The sequence below is a fragment of the Halothiobacillus neapolitanus c2 genome (assembly GCF_000024765.1).
GTDB lineage: Bacteria > Pseudomonadota > Gammaproteobacteria > Halothiobacillales > Halothiobacillaceae > Halothiobacillus > Halothiobacillus neapolitanus.
On the sequence record NC_013422.1, the window covers coordinates 58,832 to 79,491 of the forward strand.

Consider the following 20,660-nt stretch of genomic DNA (forward strand, 5'->3'; position numbering starts at 1 on the left):
CAGGACCCCGCCCCATGAAAAATAACCGCACCACTCCTCGCCGCGCCTTGTTGAGCGTGTCGGACAAAACCGGCCTGTTGGCATTCGCCCAGAGCTTGAATCGGCACGGCGTGGCGCTGATTTCCACTGGCGGCACGGCCAGTATGCTGCGTGATGCGGGCCTGCCCGTGACCGAAGTGGCCGATGTGACCGGTTTCCCCGAAATGATGGCCGGACGGGTCAAGACACTGAACCCGAAGATTCATGGTGGCATTCTGGCCCGACGCGGTGTGGACGAGGACGTGATGGCTGAGCACGGCATCGAGCCGATCGACATCGTGGTCGTGAATCTCTACCCGTTTGCCGAAACCGTCGCCAAGCCGAACTGCCAGTTTGACGATGCGGTCGAAAACATCGATATCGGTGGCCCGGCCATGGTGCGTGCGGCGGCGAAAAATCATCAAGATGTCGCGATTATCGTCGATCCGTCCGATTACGGTCGTGTGTTGAGCGAAGTAGAAGCGGGCGGCATTGAAGCGCAGACCCGTTTCGAGCTGGCCGTGCGTGCTTTCGAACACACCGCGCATTACGACGGCATGATCGCCGATTATTTTGGCAAGATGGTCAGCGGCAATGCCTTCGCGCCGACCTTCAACCTGCAATTGAAAAAAGCGCAGGATTTGCGCTACGGCGAGAACCCGCATCAGGAAGCCGCGTTTTACGTGGAACATACCCCGCCGGTCGGCAGCATCGCCGCCGCGCACATGATTCAGGGCAAGGCATTGTCGTACAACAATATTGCCGACTCCGACGCGGCGCTTGAATGCGTGAAGCAGTTTGCCGAACCGGCCTGTGTGATCGTCAAGCATGCCAACCCCTGCGGCGTGGCCGTGGCGGAAGACCTGACCGTGGCGTACGACCGTGCCTATGCGACCGACCCGACCTCCGCCTTCGGCGGCATTATTGCCTTCAACCGCCCATTGGACGGTCACACCGCGCGCACCATCGTCGAGCGGCAGTTCGTCGAAGTGGTCATCGCGCCGGAAATTTCACCCGAAGCACGCATCGAGTTCGAAGCCAAACCGAACGTGCGCGTGTTGACTGTCGGTCAATGGCCAGCGGTGAGTCCGGCCCGGTTGGACTTCAAGCGTGTGCATGGCGGCCTGCTGGTGCAGGATGACGACGCGGCGCGCATCACGGCGCGGGATCTGACGGTTGTCTCGGAGCGCCAGCCGACCCCTGAGGAGTTGCGTGATCTGCTCTTTGCCTGGCAGGTGGCCAAGTTCGTGAAATCCAACGCCATCATTTACGCCAGTGGCGAGCAGACGATCGGCGTAGGTGCCGGTCAGATGAGCCGCGTTTATTCAGCGCGTATCGCGGCAATCAAGGCCGAAGACGCCTGCCTGCCGGTCGCCGGTTCCGTGATGGCTTCCGATGCCTTCTTCCCGTTCCGTGACGGGATTGATGCGGCGGCGGCCGTTGGCATCCGTGCGGTTATTCAACCCGGCGGATCGATGCGCGATCAGGAAGTGATCGATGCGGCCAACGAACACGGTATTGCCATGGTCTTTACCGGCATACGCCATTTCCGTCACTGACCGCCGTATGAGTCCGATTCGCATCGCTTTTAGTCGCCAAAAGGACCGGGATAATTTATGAGTTCATTCTTCGCGCAATTGCCCAATTTGCCGCCAGTTTGGGCCTGGGCGGGGCTGGCTTCGACGGCATTGCTTTTGGTCGCATTGCTTTTTGTTTGGCTGGTCTTGGCGCAGCGGGCCAGGCAGAATCGCCAATCGGCCGCGGAGGAAATCGAACGCCTGAACGTGGCTTTGGCCGAGTCCCGGCACGAGGTCACCGAACAGGAACTGGCGGCTCGGCAAGCACAGCGTGACCTGACGGCGGCCTCGACCGAACTGGCACGTACTCAGGCAACATTGAGTGCGCTCAGTGATCAATTGTCCCGCATGCAGGCCGAGCGGATGAGCGAACGCCAGCAATCCGAGCAACGAATCGATGTGCTGTCGCGACAGGTGCAAACCCAGGCTGCCGAGCAGGCCGAGTTGCAGGAGCGTTTGGCTCAGGAGCGCCGTGCCGCCGCCGAAAAACTGGCTTTGATCGATCAGGCTCAAGTGCAATTGCAGCAGGCTTTTCAGGCGCTTTCCGCCGATGCGCTGCGCGCCAATAATGAATCCTTCCTGAAACTGGCCGAGGAGAATCTCGCTCGTTTTCAGGCAGGTGCCGCGCAAGATCTGAACAAACGACAGGAAGCCATCGTTCAGATGACCCAGCCCATCCGTGAGCGTCTGGAGCAGTTTGACGTAAAGCTCAATTCGCTGGAACAGGCACGTACCAATGCCTATGGCGCGATGAACCAGCAGATCAACGATTTACTGCAAATCCACCTGCCCAAGTTGCATCGCGAAACGGCCGATCTCGTCCGAGCCTTGCGTCAACCGCAGACACGCGGGCGCTGGGGCGAGGTGCAACTCAAGCGGGTGGTCGAGTTGGCCGGCATGCTGGAACACTGCGATTTCGAGGAACAGGTCAGTCAGTCCGATACGGGCGGCCGTTTACGGCCAGACATGATCGTGCACCTGCCGGGCGGACGTCAGGTCGTTGTGGATGCAAAGGCTCCGCTTAATGCCTATTTGCAGGCGATGGAAGCCCCTTCGGACGAGGCGCGTGCCGCAGCGTTACAGGACCACGCCCGTCAGGTACGCACCCACATCAGTCAGTTGAGCAAAAAGGAATACTTCGATCAGTTCAGCCCTACGCCGGAGTTTGTGGTGCTGTTTGTGCCGGGCGAGGTGTTTTTCTCCGCCGCCCTGATGCAGGACCCGACGCTGATAGAGTTCGGCGCGGAGAAACGGGTGATTCCCGCGAGTCCGACCACGCTGATTGCTTTGCTCAAGGCCGTTTCCTACGGTTGGCGGCAGGAAGCCTTGGCGAAAAACGCACAGGAAATGGCTGAACTGGGGCGCGATCTATACGAGCGCATGGGCACACTGGCCCAGCATTGGCAGAAAGTGGGGAAACATCTGGATCAGGCCGTGGGCGCGTTCAATCAGTCGGTGGGTTCGCTCGAGGGGCGGGTGTTGCCCACGGCGCGCAAATTCCGAGAACTCGGTGCCGTACGTAGCGATAAGGAAGATCTGCCGAGTCTGACCCCGTTGACGACGGAAACCCGGCCGCTTACGGCCCAGGAGTTGACCGGACCGGACTCAGCGGCTGCCATCACGCAAAAGGATTGAACACCTCGTCCTTCTGTTTGCGGTGCCGCTTGAGTTCAAAAGAGAGCACTTGCACGATCTCTTCTTCATCCAGTGGTTTGGCGGGTTTTGAACTCCGCTCGCTCAATTCGGCAGCAATCGCCTGAATCAGATGTTCGAGCTCTTGGGTGGACAGGGCATTCAGTTCGGTGTTCAGGTTCATTTTCAATGCGGTTAGCTCATCAAAACAGAATGGAAACGGGGTTGAGGCGTCAGATTGAATCGCTCCGTGCGAATGCGCAGGTCTCTAAAGTGCGTGGTGACGGTTAATTGCGGGCCAAGTTCGGCAATAGACAACCCATGCGCCGATTGGCTCTCGTCGGCACCGGTGTCGATCCATAGCCGGTTGCCAGCACGCCTAGGTATATTCGAGACACTATGGCCCTGAATAACCCAGGCGATACCACTGATGTGGCGATCATTCTGTTCACCGTTCCTGAGCGATTGAAACTGAGCGTTACCCCAGAGCAGCGATTCAATACTCGGCTCATCGCGCGGTTGATCCCAGAATTTTACTTTTTTGATTCGCTCAAGCCGTGTGACGCTGCGGCTCCAATCCCAGTCGGGCAGTTCGGCGTGGATGACGCCAACGGCCTCGGGGCCATTGCCGACCTGTATCATGAGTGGCATTTGGGTGATCAAATTCATGATCTCGGTAATCAGATCGGCCCATTTGTCCTCATTGAGCGCGTCGTAGGCATCCAGTAGCCACTGCGCGCCGATGGAGACCATTTTCTGCCGCTCGTCCGCGGTGAGCTGCCTGCGCGTGAGTGCCTGACGATACTGACTGATCATGCGCTCATGGTTGCCCGCCACAGAAAAGAACCAGGGCTCCGACAGCAGTCGCAATGTATTGAGAGAATCGGTTCCGCGATTAATTAAATCGCCCACCGCGATCAGTCGATCGGACTCCGGCTTGAATTGATGATAATCCAGTACCTTTTCCAGCCGCGACAAGTGGCCATGAATATCACCAACCACAAAATCTCGTCCATTCGGATTAACGAGGAGCTGTTTAAATAAAGTCATTAATAAGAATCAATCGATTGATTATCGCTCAGTCACGAAAAGGGTTGCGCAGGGAAGGTTTGGCAACGTTCCGCAGCATTCCTTTCCGTTAAGTTGGAAAGGAATAAAATCATGGAAGAGCAACGGTAATCCGAGCCACGATAAATTGTGGCCAGCATGAAAAATCAGAATTCGTTTGAGTATGGCCGCTATGTGGCGGCTCGTCAATAGCAAAATATGCGGGATGGTTTGCTGTTAATTGTTGTGGCTTCAACGGCGTGGACAAGCTCTATACTGGGCACCGTCTCATGAAATAACCATGGCGAATGCCGCCAAAAAGAGTGGCAAGCTCATGGTTGACGACCCCATTCTGGGCGATGGCCTATCCGCCAGAAAATAAATGAGACAAACCACCTAATCAGAAGGAAACTCAAATGAAAAAAATCCGATTGCTTCAGTCCGCGTTTGTTTTGTTCATGCTGGGCCTGTTGAGCGCACTACCGGTGCAGGCACAGACCGTTGATGCTAAGGCGATTGATGCCTTGGGCGGTAATTCACTTGCCAATCATCATATTGTCCTTCAGGAAACCGATAGTGACTTGCAACGTCAAACCTTGGTGCTGAATGTCGCAAGCAACCTGATTAATGCCTACGGGGACAATGCCGACATTGAGATTGTTGGCTTCGGCCCCGGTATTTCTCTACTTTTCGCCAACAATGAACATGCCAAGCGTATTGAATCTCTGGCGCAACAGGGTGTGCGGTTTTCGGCTTGTATGAACTCACTGGCAAAAGCGACCGAACGGCTGGGATACGAGCCAAAACTGAACCCGGTTGCCAAAAAAGTACCCGCTGGTATCGTGCGGATCATCGATTTGGTGGATGCTGGGTACATACTTGTGCGGCCTTAACAGGATGCTGAAATGAGTATTTCATCAGCCTGTTAATATTGATCGAGTGGGCGGCAAAAATGCCCTTCATGATTTGTTTGGAGCATATGCCTCATATCGAGGGTTTTTCGCCCCTGTCAATTCATATAATCTGTTGATCTATCCGTTGATTTTTTGGAACGCTGCGAACCATGACCGAAACAACCGCCTCTGAAAGCATGAGCCACAAGGAAGTGGCTGAATACATTGCCAACCACGATGCCGATCGCCGAGGTGGTTTTGTCGCGCGCCCGATCTTGTTGCAAAAACTTAACGAGTTTGGCTCTCCAAGCCTTGCGGTGCTTACCTTCGAAGGAGAGAAAACGCTGACGCTCGCAGGTTTGCTCTCCTTGCAGCCGGACGATGAAGTCGTGCTGTATGACGATAATGCCCCGGATGGTGCGCAATCATTCTACGGTGTTGTCGAAGACGTTCGCGAGGGCGTGCGACCAGCGGATTCGATTAAGCGTATGCGATTGATTTACTTGCAGAAAAAATCCTCAGACAAGGTGCTGGATCCAAGAGAAGCCTGACGTTTTTCCCTTGATCAAATACGCCACAAACGCGCGTTTTAGGCGCACTGCGTTGCAATGGAGAGCCCGTCTATGATCAATCTGATCGAACCCGAAATGCGGTTGCATATCGAATCAGCCGCCCGTGACGCAGGCGCTTCGGTCAATCAGCTCGCCCAGCTTCGTGTGTTGCTCGAAGTCAGTCCGTTTGTCGCCGAAAACATCACAAAACAACCTTGCTTATGGCCTTTTTTGCTGGAGCAGGTAAACCATGCCAATGGCCCGACAGGTTTGGCCGAGCGGATTGAGCAGCAACTATCCAATAGCCCTATCGAAGATTTGGATCAGCAATTGCGCCACATCCGCCGAGCCGAAATGTTGCGCATCGCCTGGCGGGACGTGGCTCGGCTTGCACCGACAACGGAAACCTTGCGCGATCTTTCTGATCTGGCCGATCAGTGCGTGCAACAGGCGCTGATGGCGCATGAACGCGTCCTTGTGGCACGTCATGGCTTTCCTCGAAGCAAGCAGGGTGCGTACCAGCAACTGGTAGTGCTGGGTATGGGGAAACTGGGCGGTTATGAGCTCAATTACTCTTCGGATATCGATCTGATTTTCCTGTTTGAGGAAGAAGGCGAAACCGACGGCCCCAAATCCATTTCCAACAGCGAGTTTTTCATCAAGCTGGGCCAACGGGTGATCCGTTCGCTGAATGAAGTCACGAGGGACGGGTTTGTCTTCCGTGTGGATATGCGTCTGCGGCCGCACGGTGATGAAGGGGCGCTGGCATTGAGTTTCGATGCCGCCGAGCTTTATTACACGACGCTTGGGCGCGAATGGGAACGTTACGCACTCATCAAGGCGCGAGTGATTGCGGGCGATCAAGCGGCGGGTGCGCGGTTGCTGGCACTGCTCAAGCCGTTCGTCTATCGCAAGTATCTGGATTTTGGTGCCTTCGCCCAGTTGCGCGACATGAAAAAAGCCATAGAACGGGAAATGAACCGTCGGGGCATGCACGACAATATCAAACTCGGGCCGGGCGGGATTCGAGAAATCGAGTTCATCGGTCAGTTGTATCAGCTTTTGCGCGGTGGCCGCGAACCCAAGCTGCAAAGCAGGAGTATCCTGACGACGCTGGAAGTGCTGCGGGGGCTCAAGGAACTGCCCTCGGCGATCATCGACGAGTTGCTGGCTGGATATGACTTTCTGCGACGTGCAGAAAATCGCCTGCAGATGATGCATGACCGACAAACGCAAACTCTGCCCCTCGATGATCTGGATCAGGCGCGCCTGGCTTTGGCCATGGGTTACTCCTCCTGGGGTGATTTCATGGCGGCGCTGGATCAGCATCGTCAGCGCATTCATCGATATTTTGGCGAAATTCTGCAAACCAGTCGCGACGACAACGTGAACGAATTGCCCATGCAGCAAATCTGGTTGAACAATCTAACGCCGGAAGTGGCCGAGGAGTTGCTGCGCAAGCAGGGTTTCGATGATCCTGAATCGATTCTTGATACCTTGCTGGCTTGGAAGCGCGACTTAAGCCCGCAGCTTAGCGATACGGTTCAACATCGTCTGGATCTTCTGATGCCGAACGTGTTGCAGGAAGTGGCCACCCACGGCACCAGTGCCGAAACGCTGCGTGCGGTGCTCGCCTTGGTCGATGCGGTGCTGAGTCGGTCGGTGTATCTGGCCTTGTTGATCGAGCAGCCGGCGGCGCTCAAACACTTGGTGCAATTGTGTTCAGCCAGTCCCTGGATTGCCGAACTCTTGCGCCAGCAGCCAATTTTGCTGGATGAGCTCGTTGATGCGAACAACTTGTACAGCCAGCCGGATGTGCAGGCCCTATCCCAAGAAATTTCCGGATTCCTGTCGCGTTTCCCCGATGACGAAGAGCGCCAGTTCGATGAACTGCGACGGTTCCGGCAACTGGCCACGCTGCGCGTGGCCGCAGCCGATGCCATGGACATTCTGCCGGTGATGCGCGTTTCCGATCAGCTGACCTGGATTGCCGAAGTGGTGCTGGAAAAAGTGCTGCAACTGGCTTACCAGCAGATGGTGACACGGCATGGAGAGCCACGCGCGCTCGATGAGCACGGAGCCGAGTACACGCCGGGATTTGCCATCATCGCCTATGGCAAATTGGGCGGGATCGAATTGGGTTACGGCTCCGATCTCGACGTGGTATTCCTGCACGATTCCACCGATACATCTGCAATGACGACGGGCCAAAAACCTATCGACAATCAGCTCTTCTTTGCCCGTTTGGCGCAGAAAATCATCCATATCCTCAGCATTCGCACACCCTCGGGCGTGCTTTATGAAGTCGATACGCGCCTGCGACCAGATGGGGCGGGCGGCCTGCTCGTGTCCAGTCTGCAGGGGTTTGAACAGTATCAGAAGCAACACGCCTGGCTGTGGGAAACACAGGCATTGTGTCGCGCTCGGTTCATTGCCGGACAGAATCAGATTGCCGAGCGATTCGCCACGATCCGCCGGGACACGCTGTGCGCGCCACGTGATCCGGCCACGCTTAAAGAAGCGGTATTGGACATGCGGCAGAAAATGCGCGCCGAACACGGACAAACCGGCGCTGGTGAAACCTTTCATCTGAAGCGCGGGATCGGTGGTATCACCGATATCGAGTTCATGGTGCAGTACCTGTTGTTGCGCCATGCACACGCGCACCCGGAGATAGTCGCTTTTACGGATAATATCCGTCAGTTGCGCGCGCTGGCTCAGGCCGATTTACTGGATGGGGAGCGAAGCGAACAACTGGTGACGGCCTATCAGCGTTTGCGCAACACTTCGCATCGGCGCACCCTGAACAAGCAGTCGCTGGAGTTACCCTGTGCCGATTTTGCCGAAGAGCGGGCCGTCGTTCTGGCTGCGTGGCAACAGATTTTCGAGTTATAGAAACCGGCGGCAGCCCGCGATTCGTTTGCTGCCATTCAAAGAAGAGGGTGCCGCATGCATATCTGGGTTGATGCCGATGCCTGCCCTGTGGCGGTCAAGGAAATTCTGTTTCGTGCGGCCGCACGCACGGGCCTGCCGATGACCCTGGTGGCCAATCAGCCGCTGGCTATTCCGCGCGGCGCATCGACTGTGCGCTTCATTCAGGTGGCAGGCGGTTTTGATGTCGCCGACAATGAAATCGTGCGCCGGTTGTCGGCCGGTGATCTGGTCATCACACAGGATATTCCGCTGGCCGCGGAGGTGATCGAAAAAGGCGGCCTGGCACTGAATCCTCGGGGCGAGCACTACACGCCAGATTCGATCAAAGCACGCCTCTCGATGCGTCATTTCATGGAATCCCTAAGGGAATCCGGCGTGAATACGGGTGGTCCGGCCAAGCTGAATCAGTCGGATCGACAGGTATTCGCCAACGCACTGGATAAAATTTTGCTGGCCCGTCCCGGTTCGGTCTGAAACCAAATACCCGACCGTTGATCTAACCCGCGTTGTATTTCTCTCAAGGGAGCCTCGTTCGAGGCGACTTTTTTATCGTGAGTATCAGGAGTTCAGCTATGGATCGCGCGGTGCGTTACGGTTTGTCGGTTCTGGTTTTTCTGTTCGCGGCGGCTACCCAGGCTGAGGTCTTGGCCGCGCCAATCAAGGTGGGTTATGTCAATTCGGTCGCGTTGATGGAGCAGGCGCCGCAGGCGGATATCGCCAAGCATGCGCTGGAACGAGAGTTTTCTCCTCGTGAGCGGGAGATTCGTGCATTGCAGCAGCAGGCTCAAACGTTGCAAGGGCGACTCGACAACGGTGGGGCGAGTATGGGCGACACTGAACGCAGCACGTTGCGCCAGCAACTCGACCAGAAAATGCTTCGTATCCAGCAAATGCAAAGCGATTTCCAGGACGATCTCAACCTAAAGAAAAACGAGGCGTTGGGCAAATTGCAGCAGGCTGTATTGCAGGCAATCAAGGATGTTGCCAAGACGAATGGCTATCAACTGGTGCTTTCCGACGGGGTAGTTTATGCCGCGCCTTCCGTGGACATCACCAAGCTGGTGGCCGAGCGCTTGAAGCAACTGGCCAAAGGGAAGCAATAGGCGCAAATCCTGAGTCGGCAAATCCCCTTGCACCCCTTTTTCAAAGTGAGGGAAGCTCGGAAAACCAGTCATTCCCGCGTAGGCGGGAATCCAGCGCCTTGATTTTTCTGGGTTCCTGCTTTCTCGGGAACGACAAATCACGGGTATATCGAAATGCCCGGAGGGAAAACAGCCTCCTTTCTTTGAACGCGCGCGCCTCCCCCTTTGTAAAAGTGGGAATGAGGGGGATTTAGAAGGGATTTGCATTCATGCAGAGGCATCCTAGTGCGGTACTATGTCCGGAAGGTTCCTGTTTCGCACCGCAGATGGCGCAGACAGGCACTTGAAACCGAACACCTTTTGATTAAGAAAAAGACTATGGAAGCCATTCAACTGATTCGTGATTTTCTGCAGGAACGGACGCAGACAGATCCGGCGCTCGTTACCCCTGACGCCCGCCTCGAAACGCTTGGAATCGATTCGTTCACCTTGTTGGAATTGATTTTCGAGTTCGAGGAAAAATACGGCGTCAGTATTCCCAATGATACGCAAACGCCTGAAACGGTTCAGGACCTGTTGAATCTGATCGCCCGTTTCCGCCAGCAAGCCGAAGCCAAACCATCGTGACGCGGCCGCATCGTGTGGCGGTAACCGGGCTGGGCATGGTCAGCCCATTCGGCGGGAGCACACAGGATTTTTTCACGCGGATGCTGGCGGGCGAGTCGGCCGTTGCCCTCTATGAAACCGACGATGCACCGCGCGGGCTTTCGGTGCCCGCGGTGCGCTGTGCCGATTTCGATCCGGCCGAGCGCGTGCCAAAACATATGCTCGCCACCATGGATCGGTATGCGCAACTGGGTTTGGCTGCCGCATTTGAGGCATGGGCTCAGGCTGGTCTTACCCTCGGTGCGAATGAAGACAGTCCTGATGCGGGCGTTGCATGGGGCTCGGCGCTCGGTGGCACACTTGCTTATGAGCGCGGCTATCGCGACCTCTGGCAGAATGGACAGGAGCGCGTCTCGCCAATGTCGGTCGTGCAGGGCATGAACAATGCCGCCTCGGCGCAAATCGGTATTGCGCTGGGGTTGGGTAATTCCTGTCTGACCTACACCGTGGCTTGTGCCTCGGCAGCGGCTGCGATTGGCGAGGCCTTCAACCGTATCCGTTACGGTGATGCGAAAATCATGCTGACCGGCGGTTCCGATGCGCCACTGGCCTATGCCGTCGTGCGCGCCTGGGAGGCGATGCGTGTTCTGGCGCCGGGTGATCGTGATACGGCGTACCGTGCCTGCCGACCGTTTCACCCCGATCGTCGTGGCCTGGTGCTGGCCGAGGGTGCCGCCGCACTGGTGCTTGAAGACTGGGATCATGCCGTGGCGCGCGGCGCACCGATTCTGGCCGAAATGAGCGGGTTTGGCGCGAGTTGCGATCACAGCCATCTCGTGCGACCGGATGCGGGCGGGCAGGTTCGTGCCTTGCAGCAGGCGCTCGATCAGGCGGGTTTGGCGCCCAAAGACATCGGTTATGTCAATGCCCACGGCACGGCGACGCGTGAAGGCGACCCAACAGAAATACAAGCACTGAAAACCGTATTCGGCGCCCATGCAGAACATCTGGCTGTGAGCGCGACCAAATCCATGCATGGTCATGTGATGGGCGCGACGGGTGCAATCGAAGCACTGATCACGGTGCTCGCGCTTTGGCAGGATGCCATTGTGCCCACCGCTCATCTGGATGCCATCGATCCGGCGTGCGCGGGGGTTCGGCACATAACGCAAGCTGAACACGGTAGCGACTTGCAGGCTGCATTGTGCAGTTCGTTCGCGTTTGGCGGCAGCAATGCGGTTCTGGCGTTCAAGGCCTGTAAATGATTAGTTCGAATAACGATTCGGAAATCGATAGGCGAATCAACTTATAATCCGCCCCGAAAATACAAATGGATCAATTGAAATGACCGATTTAAGTCAAAAAATTACAGACCAGGCATTGGTTGAAGAGCTGGCAAATCTGATTGTCGATGGGTTGAATTTGGAAGTCAGCGCGGCGGAGATCGATGCCGATGCCCCCTTATTTGGGCAGGGTCTCGGGCTTGACTCCATCGATATTCTTGAAATTGCGATGATGGTGTCCAAACGCTACGGTTTCGCCCTGCGCAGCGACGATGAGAACAACACGCGGATTTTTTCTTCGCTCCGGCACTTGGCGCAGCATATCGCCGAGCATCGCAGCTGTTAAGTCGAATCATGTCGCGCGCCGGACTATTGAGTCGCGTTAAGGCGGGTTTGATCCTGTTCCTGCTGGGGCTTGATCTGTTTTTGGCCAATATTCTGAGCCCCAAGGCCCATGTTTCTGCCGCGGTGGTCGTGTTGGCCTTTTTGCCGATTACCTTGATTATGCTGGACGTGCTTTGGCATACAGCGGGCAAGGCAGTCGCGCTGGCGGTCGCCGCGTTGATCGTACTCGGCGGCGTGCTGCTGTTGCCGCAACTTCAGGCGCAGATCAGTCTGATCTATCTCTTGCAACACCTCACGGCGAACCTGTTGCTGGGGTTCTGGTTCGGCCGCAGTTTGTGGCGCAATCGCCAACCGGTATGTACGCAATTTGCGGGCGTGCTGCATCCCCGCATGACGCCGCTGCTGGTGCAGTACACGACGCGCGTGACGCAAGCCTGGACGATTTTTTTCTTCGCAATGGCGACCACGTCAATCCTGTTGTATCTGTTCGCGCCCATCACGCTATGGTCCATTTTTGCCAATAGCCTCACGCTGCCCCTGTTAGTGCTGATGTTCGGGGCGGAATATCTGGTGCGACGCCGCGTGCTGCCGCCGGAAGATCAGCTCGGCCCGCTGAGCGCCTTTCGTGCCTATCGTCGTTCGGTACTGGCTCGTCTTGCCCAAGGCAGGCATTCGAACGTGAATCCGGACACTCCGACGTCCAAATGAGTGCGTTGATGACCTCGTTCCCACTGATTTTTGCTGACCCCGATCAGCTATTGTTCTACCGCCAGCAGGGTAACGCTGTACACACCATCACGGCACGCGAGTTTATGGCCGATGCAGAGGCGCTGGCTGTCGATTTGACGACCAGAATGGGCGCGCACCAGTCCATCATCAACCTTTGTCAGGATCGCTATCGTTTCATGGTGGGTTTCGCCGCCACGATACTCGCGGGGAAAACCAATCTTCTGCCCTCGACCTTTACTGGCGAAACACTCCGTCAGATTTTTATCGACGCGCCGGACGCACTTTGTCTGCACGATCACGACGACTGGCCGTTTCCCTATCCTCATCTTTCCTTGGATCATCTCTCCCTGAGCCATCGAGCTTTGGCAAATCGCTGCCCTCGGGAGCCGCTGCCGGATGGTTTGGGTGAATCGGATCACATCAAGCCCGAGCACGTTGTGGCACAGGTATTCACTTCCGGTTCGACCGGCCTGCCGATGCCCCATAACAAAACCTGGGGCAAACTGGTGCGCAACGTTGAGGCCGCCCTTCAGCAGTTGGGGCTTTGGCGCCCCGTGAGTCTGGTCGGCACCGTACCGCCGCAGCATATGTTCGGTTTCGAATCGCTGGTGCTGCTTTGCCTGATCGGGCGCTGCCCGCTGTGGTCCGGCAAGCCGTTTTATCCGGCGGATATTGTGGCCGCGCTCGATGCCATGCCCGAGCCGCGTATGCTCGTGACCACGCCGTTCCATTTGCAGGCCCTGTTGGATGCACAAATCGCGCTGCCCAAAATCGACCGCCTGCTTCTGGCCACGGCACCTCTTTCACCCGAACTGGCCGAGCGGGCCGAGCGTGTGACTGGCGCGCCGCTGTTTGAAATCTACGGCAGTACGGAAACCGGTCAGATCGCTAATAGACGCCCGACGCAATCGACGGCCTGGACGTTGTTTCCGGGCATCACGCTGACCAAAGCTCACCTGGATGAAAACGATGAACTGTTTATCGCCAATGGCGAACACATTGAAGCGCCGGTCATGCTGTCGGATCGCATCCATGTGCGAGCGGATGGTCGGTTTGATTTACTGGGGCGCATCGCCGATCAGGTCAATATGGCGGGCAAGCGCAGTTCGCTCAATTACCTCAGCGCCCAACTCAAGGCCATTGACGGCGTAACCGACGGGGTGTTTTTCCTGCCCGAAACCAAAAAAGATCGGACCGGGAAAAATCGGGTCGGGAAAGATCAGGCCATCACCCGATTGTGCGCGGTGGTAGTGGCTCCGGCGTTGAGTGCGGCGGATATTCTGGCTGCCCTGCGTGATCGGCTCGATCCGGTATTTTTGCCCCGCCCCCTCATTCTGGTAGAAAACTTACCCTATAACGCGACCGGCAAACTGCCGCAAATCGCCTTGCAGGCCATCCTTGATCAGCATCTCGCGGCTCTGGCACCCAAAAATCAAACCTCATGGCGTATTCCGTCCGATCATCCCGTGTTTGCTGGCCATTTCCCTGGCCATCCGCTGGTGCCGGGCGCCTTGCTGCTGGATTGGGTGGTGGAGCGCGTGGCCGCGTATTGGCAGGTTGCGTCTGCGGGCTTGCGCATCGAACAGGCCAAGTTTACGCATCCCGTGTTGCCGGATGCGCGCGTGACGCTGGACTTGAAGCCCGAAGCCGACCGGTGCCGATTTACGTTGCATGTTCACGCTGGGGAAACAAACCCGGTTGCCGTCTCGGGCGTGTTGAGTCGCCAATCGAACGATGAGGCTGGCGATACGGAGGCGAGGCAAGCATGAATGCATCCGCCAAGGCTGAATGGCAACAGCGCCCCGAGCGCGGCAGCCAGTTCATGTTGCGCGTGATGCTTTGGCTCTCGCGGCATCTGGGGCGCAGCGTGAGCCGCTGGGTGCTTTACCCCATCGCGTTGTATTTTTTGTTGTTCGTGCCCGCTGCTCGGCGCGCGTCGCGTCAGTATCTGGCGCGCGTGTTCGGGCGGCCAGCACGGTTGATCGAAGTGTTCCGGCATATCTTCACGTTTGCCAGCACGGTGCATGATCGCGTGTATTTACTCGATGGCCGTGATGACCTGTTTAAGATCGAATTCGTCAATCGCCACTGGTTTGATTCACCCGAAGGCGCCATTCTGATCGGTGCACACATGGGTAGCTTCGAGGCTTTGCGATCGGCGGGAAAAACACACGCCCGGCGTCGCGTGAGCATGTTGATGTATCCAGAAAATGCCCGAAAGATCAATGCGCTACTTGCCTTGGTCAACCCGGATGCCGCCAACGACATCATCCCTCTCGGGCAGGTCGATTCCATGCTCACCGCTCAGGAGCGACTGGCAGCGGGCCATCTCGTCGGGATGCTGGCCGACCGGAGCCTGCCGCAAGACACGTTGCGCCCATGTGTTTTTCTGGGCGAACCCGCTGCATTCGCGTTGGGCCCGTTCCGTGTCGCCGCCCTGTTGAAAAAACCGGTCTATTTCATGGCCGGTCTGTATCTCGGCGGCAATCGCTACCGCGTGCATTTCGACCGACTGGCAGATTTTTCCGACACCCCGCGTGCAGGGCGGGATGCGGCCATCCTGGCGGCGCAGGATCGATATGTCGAAATACTCGAATCGCTCTGCCGACAAGCGCCGTACAATTGGTTTAACTTTTATGATTTCTGGTCTGATGATTCCTCATCAGATCACGCACGTACGAACCCGCCAGACAAAGAGCCTGCCGACTGATGCGCCAAACCCTTTTTCTCATGTTACTTCTGCTTCAGGGCTTAGTTCAGCCTGTAACCGTGGTCGCAGCCGCCCCATCGCCGGACTGGTCGCCCGCATCGGTGTTGCACACGCTGGCGGAACATCGTCGGGGCGAGGTGCGATTTACTGAACAAAAATTCATCGGTGTGCTCGATACCCCGCTGCTTTCGGAGGGCACACTCACGTTCCGTCCGCCCGACTATCTGGAAAAGCACACCACCTCCCCGCGTGATGAACGCATGACCATCGAAGGCGATGTGCTCACCTACACACGACAGAGCCAGACCTACACGCTGAATCTGGCCGAGCACCCGGAGGCCACGGCCTATGCCAACAGCATCCGTGGCTTGCTCAATGGCAATGCCGCGTTGCTGCGGAAAAGTTATGTGTTGAAACTCAGCGGCGACCGCGCGCATTGGGTGTTGCTGCTCCTGCCCACCGACCCGCGTATTCAGAGCCTGATCAAGAGCATCAGCGTGAACGGCTCGGGTGATCATCTGCAAAGAATTGAATATGATCAGGCCAACGGTGATCGCTCGGTCATGACGCTTCTACCCGTCATTCCACCGACACCATGAAACACCAAGGCCTTGAAAAAATGAGCTGGACAGAGCGACGCCTGCCCGTCATCGGCCTGTGGTTGTTGGCACTGGCCCTGAGCCTCGCTGTCATTCTGCACACTCGCTTCACGGCGGATATGTCGGCATTCCTGCCCGAACACCCCACTGCGGCGCAGGCGTTTTTGGTCGATCAAATCAAGGATGGTGCCATTTCGCGCATGATCCTCATCGGGATTGAAGGCGGCGATGCTGCCACACGTGCAGACGCTTCGAAGGCATTGGGTAACGCTCTGCGGCAATCAGGCTTATTCACCGTGGTGCGCAACGGCGATGCGCCGACCCGTGACCAAGATAAAACCCTGCTGTTCGATCATCGCTACCTTCTAAGCCCGGACATCACGCCTGAGCGCTTCACCGTGGCGGGCCTGCACGAAGCCATCGCCAATGGCATCGATTTGCTTGCTTCGCCCTTCGGCATGTTCTCGCAAACGATTTTTACCCGCGACCCCACCGCCGAAACCTTTGCCATCGTCGGCAAGCTCGGCCAGAACACGGGTACGGATGACGCTCCACGCAACCAAAACGGCGTGTGGGTGTCACCCGATGGCAAACGGTCATTGATGATGCTGCAAACCCGAGCGGCCGGGTCCGACACCGATGCCATGGCGCGCGCCATAGAGGCTGTCCGTGCGGATTTCTCGAACGCCGTGAAGGCGCACCCGGACGGGTCATCGCTGCGCCTGCTGGTTTCCGGCGCGCCCGTATTCTCGGTGGATGCCCGTGCGTTGATCAAATCCGATGTGGAACGATTCAGCATCATTGGCAGTGTGGCCGTGATGTTGCTGCTGTTGGTGGTGTATCGCTCGTTTTCCATGCTGGTTCTGGGGCTGTTGCCGGTTTTGACCGGTATTGCGGTCGCGATTGCCACCGTCAGCCTCGGTTTTGGCACCGTGCATGGCATCACCATCGGGTTTGGCACCACTTTGATTGGGGAAGCCATCGACTACTCGATCTATTACTTCATCCAGACCCAGAACGCACCGAAAGAGGGTTCAGCATTTCGATCTGCGGGCCGATCTGAGGGAATGGAACGCTTCTGGCCGACCATCCGCTTGGGCGTACTCACATCAATCACCGGCTTTGCCGCCTTGTTGTTTTCGGGCTTCCCCGGCCTAGCGCAAATCGGCCTCTATTCGATTGCCGGTTTGACGACTGCCGCATTGGTGACACGGTTCGTGCTGCCGCATTTGGGCACGGCCCGACTCAACCGACATTCGCTTGCGGGTATCGGGCGGCTGCTCGCCCCCGTTTTTCGCGCCATACAAGCGTTGCGCTGGGGATTTGTGCTGTTGGCGCTCGCGGGTTTTGTATTACTGGTGTGGCGGCACGATGCGATCTGGCAAACCGGCCTGTCGGGTTTGAATCCCATTTCCGGGCAGGCAAAAGCGATGGATGATGAACTGCGTGCCGACATGAACGCCGATGACGCCCGTTATTTCATCGTGGCCAAGGCGCCTACCCAGCAAGCGGCACTGGCCGCAGCCGAACGTATCGATGCAGCCCTCGAACCGCTCATCAAGCAGGGCGTCCTCGCCCGTTTCGATAGCCCGGCGAAATTCCTGCCCAGTGTCGCTACCCAGCGCGTGCGCCAGCAGGCACTGCCCGACAGCACCACGCTCACTGAACGATTGGATGCCGCCGTTCAGGGCCTGCCCATTAGTGCCAGCAAGCTCAAACCGTTTGTTGATGCCGTCGAGCAGGCCCGCAAGCAAACACCGCTGACGCCAGCCGATCTTGAAGGCACCTCGTTCGGTCTTGCCGTCAGTGCCCTGCTGCAAAAGCAAAACGGTGAGTGGCTGACTTTGATTCGCCTGTATGTCCCGTCTGTCGGCACACTCGATACTGCGCGTATCACGGCTGCCCTTAAATCGAGCGGTATATCCGATGCCCTGTTCGTGGATAAAGACGCTGAATCCAGCCGCCTGTTCAACAGCTATCTGGAAAACACTATTACGTTGTCGCTGGCGGGCTTGCTTGGCATCGTCATTCTATTGGGCTTCGTGTTGCGGCGTCCGGCCCGATTGATCCGCGTGCTGCTGCCGTTGCTGGTGGCCGTGGTGCTGGTGATGGCGGGGCTGAATCTGGCCGGAGAAAAACTCAATATCCTCAATCTTGTTGGCCTGCTGCTGATCGTCGCCATCGGTTCCAATTACGCCCTGTTCTTCAACCAGAACACAGCGCCGGATCACCAGACACTCGCCTCGCTGCTACTGGCCAACCTCACCACGGTCATCGCTTTTGGCACGCTCGCCTTCTCGCAGTTACCCATTCTTCACGCCTTCGGCAGCACGGTCGCACCGGGTGCTTTTCTGGCACTGGTGGTAGCCGCCGCGTTCGCCAAACCCAACGCACCGAAGGCGCCCGCATGACGAACGCACAAGCGCAGAGCCGGACATTGGATCACGAAGAGATTGCCGCACTCATCCCGCATCAGGGCAGCATGTGTCTGCTCGATCATGTAGTTGACTGGAACGCGCAGAAAATCGCATGCACAGCCATCAGCCACCGAGCGATAGACAACCCCTTGCGCCGGAATGGTCGTTTGGGCGCTGCCGTCGGCATCGAATACGCAGCGCAAGCCATGGCGGTGCACGGTGCGCTGCTCGCCGCCCGAGATACCGCGCCGAAAAAAGGCATGATCACGCGTGTGCAGCGCATTGCCCTTCATGCCGAAAGGCTGGATGACTGCCCAGACGCGCTTCGCATCACAGCAAAGCGTCTCATGGGCGATGAGCGGATGGTGCGCTACGGATTCGAACTTCGCTGCGCCGAACGGATGCTGCTCGAAGGTGAAGCCAGCGTGATTCTGGACGCCTAGGCAACGGGGCGTCAGCCGGTCGCTCAAGGCGCTGGCGTTGTTTCTTTCGTATACGTGTTGTAGTCGGTGTTCGCATTATCCAAACAGCGTTCCCGCTCGGCCTGATTCGGCACTTTGAGGCACTCGTTCCTCTGGTAGGATTGTCCCGCCGAATACCATGCCGCCGACGAGCATCCACTGACCAGCGTAACCAGGCCGAGCGCGCCTAAAACTACGATTCGTTGATACATCGAGAGCCTCCCGGATGTTGACATAAATATTGCGCCGATTTTGCGATAAAGTCGTTGTGTTCGTACTTAATGCTTTTAGATTGCCCGTCCTCGTCATTTTTTCTTGGGTCTTCGCAGGAGTAGTTCGCCATGCGTGTTGCTGTATTCAGTAGCAAGCCCTACGATCAGGAAAGCCTGACCCGTGCCAATGCGGCTTTCAGGCATGAACTGCACTTCTTCGAAGCGGCGTTGAATCTCCAAACATGCAGCCTGGCAGAAAATGCCGAGGCCGTCTGTGTGTTCGTGCACGATCAAATCGACGCGCACCTGCTGTGCTGTCTGGCGGGGCGGGGTGTCAAGGTCGTTGCCCTGCGTTGCGCCGGTTTCAACAACGTCGATCTGCCCGCCGCGCGTGAAGTGGGTATTGATGTGGTGCGCGTGCCAGCGTACTCGCCTTATGCGGTGGCCGAGCACGCAGTGGCGATGATGCTAACGCTCAACCGCCATACCCATCGAGCCTATAACCGGGTGCGCGAAGGCAATTTCGCGCTCAATGGCCTGCTCGGGTTCGATATGAACGGCAAGACGGTTGGCATCGTAGGCACCGGGCGCATCGGCACCGTACTGGCCCGCATCATGATCGGATTCGGCTGCACCGTGCTCGCGTACGATCTGTACCCAAACGATGAATGCAAGGCGCTGGGTGTGCGGTATGTCCCGCTGGATGAATTACTGCCGCAAAGCGACATCATCAGCCTGCACTGCCCGCTCAGTGAGGAAACACGCCACCTCATAGATTCGAAGGCGATCGGCAAGATGAAGCGCGGTGCCATGCTGATCAATACGGGCCGTGGAGCACTGATCGATACCAGCGCGGTGATTGCGGCACTCAAAAGCGGCCACATCGGCGCGCTGGGCCTGGATGTGTACGAACAGGAAGAAAACCTGTTCTTCGAAGATCACTCCGAGGAGATCATTCAGGATGATGTGCTTGAACGCCTGATGACCTTCCCCAATGTACTGGTTACCGCCCATCAGGGGTTTTTCACCCGAGAGGCGATCGACGCCATTGCGAAGATCACGCTGAATAATCTTAAGCAGGTTGAAGCGGCTGAGCCGTGTCCGAATCAACTGTGATGCCCGCCCTTTGTTCGTAGCGTAATGGGTGCCACTGCGTGGTTCGCGGATAGCCAGTCTGTCTCATTAGCGGTGCGTTTTACTTGAGTCTGCCCTCTGCGGCGGGCTAGTATCGGGATCAGGATCAAGGCCACGTCAAGAGGACACACTATGCTGCTCAAGCCCGACCTGCGCGATTTCCAGCGGATGCCCCAGCGCGCGCCAATGCGATATCAGAACGAGCACGATCCGACTTGGCAGTCGGCTGAATTGATGGATCTCTCTGCCAGCGGGCTTGCCATGTTGACCATAGAGTCCTTGCCCGAAGGGTCTGTGCTGAACGTCGAGATCGCACCGGCCCTGGCCGTTGTGCCGCCGCTGCGGGCGGTGGTGGAGGTCAGGCGCTGCGAGCCGGATGGCGAAGGCCATCTCGTCGGCGTGCGTTTTGTCGAAATGTACTGATCTGGCC

At 57.3% G+C, this 20,660-nt stretch carries 21 protein-coding genes; 18 read left to right on the forward strand and 3 right to left on the reverse strand.

The annotated features are described in order from the left end of the window. Positions 1-14: 14 nt before the first annotated feature. Complete coding sequence (gene purH, locus HNEAP_RS00255; RefSeq protein ID WP_012822955.1) at positions 15-1,577, forward strand: bifunctional phosphoribosylaminoimidazolecarboxamide formyltransferase/IMP cyclohydrolase; 1,563 nt, start codon at positions 15-17, stop codon at positions 1,575-1,577. 57 nt (positions 1,578-1,634) lie between these two features. Then, entirely contained in the window at positions 1,635-3,230 is a 1,596-nt protein-coding gene (locus HNEAP_RS00260; protein ID WP_012822956.1) for a DNA recombination protein RmuC, read from the forward strand. Here HNEAP_RS00260 and HNEAP_RS00265 read toward each other — a convergent pair. Together HNEAP_RS00265 and HNEAP_RS00270 are read right to left on the reverse strand one after the other, a co-directional pair. Further along, positions 3,214-3,411, reverse strand: coding sequence for a hypothetical protein (locus HNEAP_RS00265; RefSeq protein WP_012822957.1), 198 nt, complete (start codon positions 3,409-3,411; stop codon positions 3,214-3,216). The genes HNEAP_RS00260 and HNEAP_RS00265 overlap by 17 nt on opposite strands. A gap of 11 nt (positions 3,412-3,422) precedes the next feature. Then, positions 3,423-4,277: a metallophosphoesterase gene (locus tag HNEAP_RS00270; RefSeq protein ID WP_012822958.1), complete on the reverse strand. Its 855-nt coding sequence runs from the start codon at positions 4,275-4,277 to the stop codon at positions 3,423-3,425. A gap of 413 nt (positions 4,278-4,690) precedes the next feature. Between HNEAP_RS00270 and HNEAP_RS00275 the strand changes: the two genes are divergently transcribed. The 14 genes from HNEAP_RS00275 to HNEAP_RS00340 all read left to right on the forward strand — a co-directional run bounded on the left by HNEAP_RS00275 (position 4,691) and on the right by HNEAP_RS00340 (position 18,866). Then, positions 4,691-5,167 (forward strand): DsrE family protein, encoded by a 477-nt coding sequence (locus HNEAP_RS00275; RefSeq protein WP_012822959.1) that lies wholly within the window; start codon positions 4,691-4,693, stop codon positions 5,165-5,167. Positions 5,168-5,337: 170 nt separating this feature from the next. After that, positions 5,338-5,718: a hypothetical protein gene (locus HNEAP_RS00280; protein ID WP_012822960.1), complete on the forward strand. Its 381-nt coding sequence runs from the start codon at positions 5,338-5,340 to the stop codon at positions 5,716-5,718. 72 nt (positions 5,719-5,790) lie between these two features. Further along, complete coding sequence (gene glnE, locus HNEAP_RS00285) at positions 5,791-8,613, forward strand: bifunctional [glutamate--ammonia ligase]-adenylyl-L-tyrosine phosphorylase/[glutamate--ammonia-ligase] adenylyltransferase (protein WP_012822961.1); 2,823 nt, start codon at positions 5,791-5,793, stop codon at positions 8,611-8,613. Positions 8,614-8,667: 54 nt separating this feature from the next. Continuing rightward, positions 8,668-9,126: a YaiI/YqxD family protein gene (locus HNEAP_RS00290; protein ID WP_012822962.1), complete on the forward strand. Its 459-nt coding sequence runs from the start codon at positions 8,668-8,670 to the stop codon at positions 9,124-9,126. Between the two features lie 98 nt (positions 9,127-9,224). Beyond that, positions 9,225-9,755, forward strand: coding sequence for an OmpH/Skp family outer membrane protein (locus tag HNEAP_RS00295; RefSeq protein ID WP_012822963.1), 531 nt, complete (start codon positions 9,225-9,227; stop codon positions 9,753-9,755). Between the two features lie 357 nt (positions 9,756-10,112). After that, positions 10,113-10,361, forward strand: a complete 249-nt coding sequence (locus tag HNEAP_RS00300; protein WP_012822964.1) for an acyl carrier protein — start codon at positions 10,113-10,115, stop codon at positions 10,359-10,361. After that, entirely contained in the window at positions 10,358-11,605 is a 1,248-nt protein-coding gene (locus HNEAP_RS00305; RefSeq protein WP_012822965.1) for a beta-ketoacyl-[acyl-carrier-protein] synthase family protein, read from the forward strand. The genes HNEAP_RS00300 and HNEAP_RS00305 overlap by 4 nt, the downstream gene beginning before the upstream one ends. A gap of 79 nt (positions 11,606-11,684) precedes the next feature. Beyond that, positions 11,685-11,969 carry a phosphopantetheine-binding protein gene (locus HNEAP_RS00310; RefSeq protein ID WP_012822966.1) on the forward strand — a complete coding sequence of 95 codons (285 nt, stop codon included), beginning with the start codon at positions 11,685-11,687 and terminating at the stop codon, positions 11,967-11,969. An 8-nt stretch (positions 11,970-11,977) separates the two neighbouring features. Next, a complete protein-coding gene (locus tag HNEAP_RS12050) occupies positions 11,978-12,676 on the forward strand; it encodes a COG4648 family protein (protein ID WP_012822967.1) in 699 nt (232 codons plus the stop codon). An 8-nt stretch (positions 12,677-12,684) separates the two neighbouring features. Then, entirely contained in the window at positions 12,685-14,466 is a 1,782-nt protein-coding gene (locus HNEAP_RS00320; RefSeq protein ID WP_012822968.1) for an AMP-binding protein, read from the forward strand. Next, positions 14,463-15,407, forward strand: a complete 945-nt coding sequence (locus HNEAP_RS00325) for an LpxL/LpxP family acyltransferase (protein WP_012822969.1) — start codon at positions 14,463-14,465, stop codon at positions 15,405-15,407. The genes HNEAP_RS00320 and HNEAP_RS00325 overlap by 4 nt, the downstream gene beginning before the upstream one ends. Continuing rightward, positions 15,407-16,006, forward strand: coding sequence for a LolA-related protein (locus HNEAP_RS00330; protein ID WP_012822970.1), 600 nt, complete (start codon positions 15,407-15,409; stop codon positions 16,004-16,006). Before HNEAP_RS00325 ends, HNEAP_RS00330 begins: the two co-directional genes overlap by 1 nt. A 20-nt stretch (positions 16,007-16,026) precedes the next feature. Further along, positions 16,027-18,417, forward strand: coding sequence for an MMPL family transporter (locus tag HNEAP_RS00335; RefSeq protein ID WP_049772431.1), 2,391 nt, complete (start codon positions 16,027-16,029; stop codon positions 18,415-18,417). Beyond that, positions 18,414-18,866 (forward strand): hotdog family protein, encoded by a 453-nt coding sequence (locus HNEAP_RS00340; protein ID WP_012822972.1) that lies wholly within the window; start codon positions 18,414-18,416, stop codon positions 18,864-18,866. The genes HNEAP_RS00335 and HNEAP_RS00340 overlap by 4 nt, the downstream gene beginning before the upstream one ends. A gap of 23 nt (positions 18,867-18,889) precedes the next feature. Here the strand turns inward: HNEAP_RS00340 and HNEAP_RS12610 are convergent, their stop codons facing one another. Further along, a complete protein-coding gene (locus tag HNEAP_RS12610; protein WP_012822973.1) occupies positions 18,890-19,096 on the reverse strand; it encodes a hypothetical protein in 207 nt (68 codons plus the stop codon). A 129-nt stretch (positions 19,097-19,225) separates the two neighbouring features. Here HNEAP_RS12610 and HNEAP_RS00345 point away from each other — a divergent pair, with 129 nt between their 5' ends. Together HNEAP_RS00345 and HNEAP_RS00350 are read left to right on the forward strand one after the other, a co-directional pair. Further along, positions 19,226-20,212 carry a 2-hydroxyacid dehydrogenase gene (locus HNEAP_RS00345; protein WP_012822974.1) on the forward strand — a complete coding sequence of 329 codons (987 nt, stop codon included), beginning with the start codon at positions 19,226-19,228 and terminating at the stop codon, positions 20,210-20,212. 150 nt (positions 20,213-20,362) lie between these two features. Next, positions 20,363-20,653, forward strand: a complete 291-nt coding sequence (locus HNEAP_RS00350; RefSeq protein ID WP_012822975.1) for a PilZ domain-containing protein — start codon at positions 20,363-20,365, stop codon at positions 20,651-20,653. Positions 20,654-20,660 lie beyond the last annotated feature (7 nt).

Excerpts from the sequence above, each read along its gene's own strand:
- HNEAP_RS00350 (WP_012822975.1), top strand. The coding sequence starts at position 20,363 with ATGCTGCTCAAGCCCGACCTGCGCGATTTCCAGCGGATGCCCCAGCGC.
- HNEAP_RS00330 (WP_012822970.1), top strand. The coding sequence starts at position 15,407 with ATGCGCCAAACCCTTTTTCTCATGTTACTTCTGCTTCAGGGCTTAGTT.
- HNEAP_RS00275 (WP_012822959.1), top strand. The coding sequence starts at position 4,691 with ATGAAAAAAATCCGATTGCTTCAGTCCGCGTTTGTTTTGTTCATGCTG.
- HNEAP_RS00320 (WP_012822968.1), top strand. The coding sequence starts at position 12,685 with ATGACCTCGTTCCCACTGATTTTTGCTGACCCCGATCAGCTATTGTTC.
- HNEAP_RS00300 (WP_012822964.1), top strand. The coding sequence starts at position 10,113 with ATGGAAGCCATTCAACTGATTCGTGATTTTCTGCAGGAACGGACGCAG.
- glnE (WP_012822961.1), top strand. The coding sequence starts at position 5,791 with ATGATCAATCTGATCGAACCCGAAATGCGGTTGCATATCGAATCAGCC.
- HNEAP_RS00335 (WP_049772431.1), top strand. The coding sequence starts at position 16,027 with ATGAGCTGGACAGAGCGACGCCTGCCCGTCATCGGCCTGTGGTTGTTG.
- HNEAP_RS00265 (WP_012822957.1), bottom strand. The coding sequence starts at position 3,411 with ATGAACCTGAACACCGAACTGAATGCCCTGTCCACCCAAGAGCTCGAA.
- HNEAP_RS00280 (WP_012822960.1), top strand. The coding sequence starts at position 5,338 with ATGACCGAAACAACCGCCTCTGAAAGCATGAGCCACAAGGAAGTGGCT.
- HNEAP_RS12610 (WP_012822973.1), bottom strand. The coding sequence starts at position 19,096 with ATGTATCAACGAATCGTAGTTTTAGGCGCGCTCGGCCTGGTTACGCTG.
- HNEAP_RS00345 (WP_012822974.1), top strand. The coding sequence starts at position 19,226 with ATGCGTGTTGCTGTATTCAGTAGCAAGCCCTACGATCAGGAAAGCCTG.
- HNEAP_RS00325 (WP_012822969.1), top strand. The coding sequence starts at position 14,463 with ATGAATGCATCCGCCAAGGCTGAATGGCAACAGCGCCCCGAGCGCGGC.
- HNEAP_RS00260 (WP_012822956.1), top strand. The coding sequence starts at position 1,635 with ATGAGTTCATTCTTCGCGCAATTGCCCAATTTGCCGCCAGTTTGGGCC.
- HNEAP_RS00290 (WP_012822962.1), top strand. The coding sequence starts at position 8,668 with ATGCATATCTGGGTTGATGCCGATGCCTGCCCTGTGGCGGTCAAGGAA.
- purH (WP_012822955.1), top strand. The coding sequence starts at position 15 with ATGAAAAATAACCGCACCACTCCTCGCCGCGCCTTGTTGAGCGTGTCG.
- HNEAP_RS12050 (WP_012822967.1), top strand. The coding sequence starts at position 11,978 with ATGTCGCGCGCCGGACTATTGAGTCGCGTTAAGGCGGGTTTGATCCTG.
- HNEAP_RS00340 (WP_012822972.1), top strand. The coding sequence starts at position 18,414 with ATGACGAACGCACAAGCGCAGAGCCGGACATTGGATCACGAAGAGATT.
- HNEAP_RS00295 (WP_012822963.1), top strand. The coding sequence starts at position 9,225 with ATGGATCGCGCGGTGCGTTACGGTTTGTCGGTTCTGGTTTTTCTGTTC.
- HNEAP_RS00270 (WP_012822958.1), bottom strand. The coding sequence starts at position 4,277 with ATGACTTTATTTAAACAGCTCCTCGTTAATCCGAATGGACGAGATTTT.
- HNEAP_RS00310 (WP_012822966.1), top strand. The coding sequence starts at position 11,685 with ATGACCGATTTAAGTCAAAAAATTACAGACCAGGCATTGGTTGAAGAG.